This is a genomic window from Caldimonas manganoxidans ATCC BAA-369 (assembly GCF_000381125.1).
In the GTDB taxonomy this organism is placed as follows: Bacteria; Pseudomonadota; Gammaproteobacteria; order Burkholderiales; family Burkholderiaceae_C; genus Caldimonas; species Caldimonas manganoxidans.
The window spans coordinates 1-6160 of the sequence record NZ_KB905984.1 but is presented as its reverse complement, the minus strand read 5'-3'; the positions used below and the strand labels follow the sequence as shown (position 1 = coordinate 6160).

The window sequence follows — 6160 nt, the reverse complement described above, 5'->3', positions numbered from 1 at the left end:
AAAGCCGCCGCCGGGCCACTATCCTTGCGCGCGCACACCGACACGCTGAGCCTGCACGCCGATGGCCAAGTCACGATCACCAGCACCAACGACGACATCCACATCCAAGCCCAAACCCGCATCGAACTGAGCTGCGGCGCCAGCCGCGTCGTGCTCGACGGCGGGGACATCACCTTCACCTGCCCGGGCACCTTCACCGTGCAGGCAGCCACGCATGACTGGGGCGGGGGCAGCAGTGCGCCGGCCATGCTGAATCCACTGCCGCAGGGCATCCAGCCAATCGAGGCTGTTTTATCGCCGCTTCAGCAAGTCTATGCCCGTACGGTCAGCTTGGAAGAGGTGCCCCAGGAATGGTTGCCGCGCGCCATCGCTCAACGGGTCAACGGCCTACACAAGAACGAAACACTGGCCGATGTTGGTGTTCCCCGGGAGGACGTCTTCAGCGAGCCCTTGAGGCTCGATCAGCCGGCAGACCTGCAGCTGCGGTTGTGGTCCTCTTCGGCATGGCAGGTCAGCGAGGTGGTTCGGCAGCCGCTGGATGACTCACCCTTGCACGACGAAGACAGGAGCGAAGACGATGCAGACCTCTGAAGGCAAGGGCACGAGTCTGGCGTCAGGCAGGCTGCCCGATCCGTATCGCGTCCGACCGGGCGACACCTTGTCCAGCATCGCCCGGCGAACGGGGGTCAGTGTCGCCACCCTTCAGCGCTGGAACGGCCTGCGCGATCCCCACAAGATCCAGGTCGGGCAGGTGCTGTACCTCTCCGAGGCCAGCGCCTTCGGGGTCAGCTTCGTTTTCTTGGATGCCTTGCGGCATCCGATCGCCAACCTGCCCTACAGGCTGGAGGTCGATGGCCGCACCGTGGTGGGCAAGACAGGCCCCCAAGGGCAGATCCCGACCCAAGTCACCCAGGCGGCGCAATCCCAAGTCGTGCTGTGGATACAAGATGCGCACAGCCAGTGGCAGAAGCTGGTGAGCACCGTCTCTGGGTATGGGCACAAGCTGATCACCTTGGTCAGCGGGGCCATCGTGGTGCCCACCACGCTCGAGGCGGTCTCGGGCCAAGCCACTCAGGCCCTCTCGAAGCAGCGCGAAATCACCGCCACGGCCACGACCCAAGCGAAGCCCCCCGTCAAGCCCAGCGGGGCGCCCTCGAAAAACAACCCCGCCGTCACCACCAAAACGGGCAAGGGGCCCCAGGGCATGCCCACCATCGTCATCGGCGTGGACTTGCCCCAAACCTTGATGGATCACTTCAAGCACTTCAAGGGCGGCGATATCACCGCCAAAGATTGGAAAAACGTGGCAGGTCGCCTCGAATGCGAACCGGAAGTGCTCCAGGCCATCGCCAAAGTCGAAAGCGGCGGCCGCAGCGCCTTCTGGCGTCTGGCCGATGGCCAGGGCGGACACGTGCCTGCTCTTCTGTACGAGCGCCACTACTTCAGCCGTTTGACCGGTGGCCAATACGATAAAGACCACCCGGACATCTCCTGGCCCACGGGCTACCGCTTGCGCAAGCAGCTGGGCAAGGAAGACAAGAAGATGCACGACGGCCGGGTGGACGATGACGACATCTATGCCAGCTACGCCACGTCGTACCTGCGGCTGCTCAACGCCTACCGGCTGGACCCCGATGCGGCCCTCCAGTCCTGCTCCTGGGGCAAGTTCCAGATCATGGGCGCCAACCACGGGCTGTGTGGCGAACTAAACCTCGATGAGTTCGTCAACAAGATGTGCACCTCGGAGGTTGCGCAGCTGGGCTTGTTGGCCAGCTTCATTCAAAACAAGCCGGCCGCGTGGAAAGACCCCAAGAACAAGGCGCTGGGCCGAGAAATCTCCTTGTGGGATGCCGTGAAGACCAAGAACTGGCGTGTGATTGCCTTCTACTACAACGGCCGTGCTTATGAAACCAACCAGTACCACCTCAAATTGGAGCGCGCGTATGAAGCGTACAAAAAAGCCAACGAAGCCAAGAAGGCTTGATTGGGCATTCGCCCAGGTGTTGACGGCGGCTGCCTGGCTCAGCCTGCCGATGCTGGCCCACGCCGACATCAAGCTGTCGAGCGACTGGGACAGGAACTACACCTGCACCGGCTCTCCACGCAACCTCATCGAACTGGCGGAAATCCAGCAAGGCCGGCGCCCACAGCCAGTGTGCACACGCACCGAAAGCCAGAAAGTCCGCGACGCAGCCGCTCGATCCGCCACGGCACGCGCGGCTGCCATCGACATCACCAAACCACCCCAACGTGATTTCTGGAACGCCATGGGCTTCAAGATGATGCTGGACGGCCGGCAGCATTACCTGGAGCCCATCCTCTTCATGACGAAGAGCCACCCCGATGAGGTGTGCACGCCTTCTGATTACACAGGCCAACCGACCTACCGATGCGACGAAGGGCAGCGGCACACCAATGACTGCCATGTGCTCATCTTCAACGACAAGTTCGAGGAAGTGGGCTACCACCGCATCGAGGTCAAAGAACCTTATCAGTTCTTTTGCAATGCCGTGCCCGCCATCGGCGTGGGCGATGCCGCCCACAACCTGGTGCTGGTCACCGTTCAGTACTTCCCGATCGACCGCAAGCACGCCAGCACCATCGCCGAGGTGGGGCAGGGATGGAGCCGCATGACCGTGGCCCTGCGGCTCAAGCTTCAGGAGGACGGGCGGGTGCGCATCACGCAAGAAGACGACTGCCTGGGCAACCCCAACCGCATCGACACCATTCCGGAGGCTCGCCGCCAGTTGCGGCGTTGCGCCGCAGGCAAGCAGTAAAGCGGGGGACCACGGCGCGCCAGCATCTGAACGACCAGCAAGGCCGCCCGGTGCTGGCCAACGAACAAGGCGATCTGTATTGGCTCGACGGCGGCGCCGAGCAGATCGTGGTCAACCCGGCGGATCTGAAGCGAGAGCACCTGGGGCCGCGCCAGTTCACCGGCTGGGGCTATGACGAGGGCGGCATCCAGGTCGATCTGGTGGGCGTGCCCATCTTGCAACACCACTGGCACGAGGCCAAGTGAACATGACCATCCCGTTGATTCCGCAAGAAATCTATCTGCTGGAGCGCTACAGCTCGCTCGAGTACTTCGGCCAGATGCGCGACCACTTCGCCGCGTGCGTCAAGGCGGCCGAAGACGCGCTCGCAGAGTTCATGCGCCGCATTCCGCCCGACTACCGCAGCCGCCCGCTGCACCAGCAGCCTGACGCGGTGTGGGGCGAGCGGGTGATTCCCAACATGCAGTGGGCGCTCAAGACGCTCAACGGGGCCTACATCAACCTGTCGCATGGCGACCTATGGGGCCTCGGCTGTGCGGGCAACGTCGTGACGACCTTCGCGTCCATCAACCGCGACTATCACATCGAGTGGATGCCGCAGCCTTTCCAAGACCAATACGATCGAGCCGAGCGGCTGGCCAGCAAAATGGCCTCCAACATCTCCCATACCGAGCAGGGGAGTTGGGATTTCGGGGATCTGAGTTTTGCGTATCACGAACCGTCACGCGGCCCATTGAACCCACCGGCCAGTTGGCCGGTGTACCGGCTCCACGAGGCGGTGCGGGTGCGCAGCGGCGAGAAGGTGCCGAAGACGGGCATCTACCTGCCCGAGGCCGGGCCCGCCGCCGCAGCCTTGCTCATTGAGGGCCAGAAGGCCATCGAGACCGAGGTGTGCACAAACGCCGAGGACTTGCTGCGCGACCCGGACGACACCATGCCGCAAAGCCGCCGCGAGCCCACCGTGTGGACGCTGGTCGAGCGTGTGGCCGACGAAGGCGGCAGCAACTGGCTGCCGCAGGCCGGGCCGGCGGCGCTGCGGCTCAAGTGCGACGCCGGCCAGCCCTGCCCGCGCACGGGCTGGTGGTTCACCCCCGCCAAGGCCGACAGCCGCCGTCACTTCCAGGCCGGTCAGATCATGCCCGACTTGCACGCCGACTACGGCCTGACCATCTGGCAGTGGGACGCGAGGCAGCAAGACTGACCGCTCGTCTGGCCGAGCTGGGCTACACGCAAGCGGTCGGCGGCCAAGACCCGCGCCAGGCCCAGCCCGGCAGCCGCGCCCCGGGCGACCCGGTGCCGCGGTTTGCGCAGCCGCTCATGCTCTTCGATGCCGCCGCCAGCGCCCTGTTCAGCACCGAAGCCAGCGCGGTGGCCTTCGCCGGGCAAGACCACAGCTGGGTGGCCCAAGGCGACGTGCAACACACCGCCGCCCACACCGCCAGCACGATTGCCGGCGGCACGGTGAGCTGGTACGCCCACGACCACGGCCTGCAGTTCAAGGCTGCCGCCGGGGCGCTGAGCCTGCGCGCGCACACCGACACGCTGTCCATCCACGCCGATCGCCAGGCCACCATCACCAGCACCCACGACGAGATCCACGTCCAGGCTCAAACGCGCATCGAGCTCACCTGCGGATCGAGCCGCATCGTGCTCGACGGCGGAGACATCACCTTCACCTGCCCGGGCGCCTTCACCGTGCAGGCGGCGACGCATCAGTGGGAGGGGGCGGCAAAGAGCGATGCGGAGCTGCCCAACTTGCCGGCGCCGGAACTTGCCAAGAACTGGATCGAGCTGAGCCTGTACGGCCACGATGGCACGCCGATGCGTGGGATCGAGTACGAGCTGACCTTCGCGGATGGCACGAAGCGCAGCGCCGCGCTGGACGGCAGCGCACAGCAGCGTGCGGAAGCCGTGCCCTGGGGCGAAGCGAAACTCGTCTACAAGAACAAGCCTTCCGCCACGGATGTGCCACGGCCGGGATTCGACGAATTGATCGCACTGACCGAGCCGCTGATTGCGGAAGAAGAACAGCGCTTCGCCTCGCTGCAAGGCGCTGCGCAGGGAGACGCCTGATGGCCGGAGCCGAACAAACCGCACAGGCCTGGGCGCAGGTTCACGGGCAGGCCAAGCCGCAGGACAAAGGCGTCGGCCAGTGGCTGTGGGAAGCGATTCAGGGCGACTTCAATCAAGACCGAACCGCCGGGCAGATCGCGGCCGACATGGCGATCTCGCTGATCCCGATCGTCGACACGATCTGCGACATCCGGGACCTGTGCGCCAACATCCGGGCGTACCGCAAGGACCCGAACAACAAGCTGACGCTGTTCTTCATCGCGCTCACCGTGGTCGGCTTCTTCCCCGAAGTCGGCTCGGTGATCAAGGGCGTGGTGAAGATCGCCTTCGTCTATGTGCGGCGCTATTTGAAACGCGCCGACGACCTGTTCGATGCGACCAAGCTGGGGCGCGCGACAAACGCCGCACTGGACGCCGCCCTGCCGAAGATCGCGCAGTTCCTCAACGAGTCGAGGGTCGTGAAGTGGGCCACCAAGCAAGGCGTGCCCGACGTCTTTCGCTTCTGCGCGAAGCACCTGAACGAACTGGCCGCCAAGGTCGACGGCGCCCGGCTCAAGGCGAAGTTCCTCGAGGGCGTGCAGGCGGTGGAGAAGCTGCTGGGCCGCATCAAGTACATCGTGCCGGGGGGCACGCGCGAAAAGCTGGACGACTTCCTGCAGTACCTGGGGCAACACAAGGACCGGCTGGCCAACGGCCTGGGGCAGTTCACCCAACCCATTCGAACCATCCTCAAGGTCACCGCCAAGCGGCTGGACGACCATGCGTGGATCGCCTTCACCCAGACGCACAACAAGGGCTGGATCGCGCCGATGAGCCGGCAAGGGGCGGCGCAGTTGATCAACAAGCATCCGCCGAAGTGGGTGAGGTTGGGAAGGATGCCGCATCCGGGGCCGGACCCGATAGAGGCACAGGCGAAAGCGGCCGAGTTGGCTACCGTCGTCTCTCAACAGCGCAAGGCGGGGCTCGGGGCACCGCCTGAAATTGGCGCCGATACCATTCAAACGTTTGAGAAGAACGCTATTCGTCAAAGTGAAATTCGAGGTCCGGCCAAGCTATACCGGATCGTGGACCCGACCAATGCCGCCGGCGGGGTCCTTCGTCATTTCGTGTGGAACCCAACAGTCACAATGACTCCTGGTCGTCGCGCCCGGTGGGCATGTGTGCAGGCCGCTGGCCGGCCTGTGCACATGTCCACGAGGCGTGTTTGATCAGGAGGATGAGTCCATGGGCATTGCCGTAGAAGCTCTGTTCACCAGCGCGCTGGGCTTGCAGCCGCCGTGGGTCGTCGATGACGTCAGGCTCGACACCGC

Annotated in this window: 7 protein-coding genes; all 7 read left to right on the top strand. The window is 64.5% G+C overall.

Annotated elements, in window-relative coordinates; translation table 11 throughout:
- Positions 1–591: DUF2345 domain-containing protein (locus tag F615_RS18930; RefSeq protein WP_033371763.1), on the top strand; the 591-nt coding region annotated here is incomplete at its 5' end.
- Positions 578–1984: a LysM peptidoglycan-binding domain-containing protein gene (locus tag F615_RS0116635; RefSeq protein ID WP_019562281.1), complete on the top strand. Its 1407-nt coding sequence runs from the start codon at positions 578–580 to the stop codon at positions 1982–1984. The genes F615_RS18930 and F615_RS0116635, both read left to right, overlap by 14 nt.
- Positions 1985–2000: 16 nt before the next feature.
- Positions 2001–2777: a hypothetical protein gene (locus F615_RS0116630; RefSeq protein WP_019562280.1), complete on the top strand. Its 777-nt coding sequence runs from the start codon at positions 2001–2003 to the stop codon at positions 2775–2777.
- Between the two features lie 50 nt (positions 2778–2827).
- Positions 2828–3022 (top strand): hypothetical protein, encoded by a 195-nt coding sequence (locus tag F615_RS0116625; RefSeq protein WP_019562279.1) that lies wholly within the window; start codon positions 2828–2830, stop codon positions 3020–3022.
- A 2-nt stretch (positions 3023–3024) separates the two neighbouring features.
- Positions 3025–3978, top strand: coding sequence for a hypothetical protein (locus tag F615_RS20590; RefSeq protein ID WP_019562278.1), 954 nt, complete (start codon positions 3025–3027; stop codon positions 3976–3978).
- Positions 3954–4850, top strand: coding sequence for a DUF2345 domain-containing protein (locus F615_RS0116615; protein WP_019562277.1), 897 nt, complete (start codon positions 3954–3956; stop codon positions 4848–4850). The genes F615_RS20590 and F615_RS0116615 overlap by 25 nt, the downstream gene beginning before the upstream one ends.
- The gene (locus F615_RS0116610; RefSeq protein WP_019562276.1) at positions 4850–6058 is read left to right on the top strand and encodes a hypothetical protein; all 1209 of its coding nucleotides are present in this window, start codon (positions 4850–4852) and stop codon (positions 6056–6058) included. The genes F615_RS0116615 and F615_RS0116610 overlap by 1 nt, the downstream gene beginning before the upstream one ends.
- Positions 6059–6160: the final 102 nt, after the last annotated feature.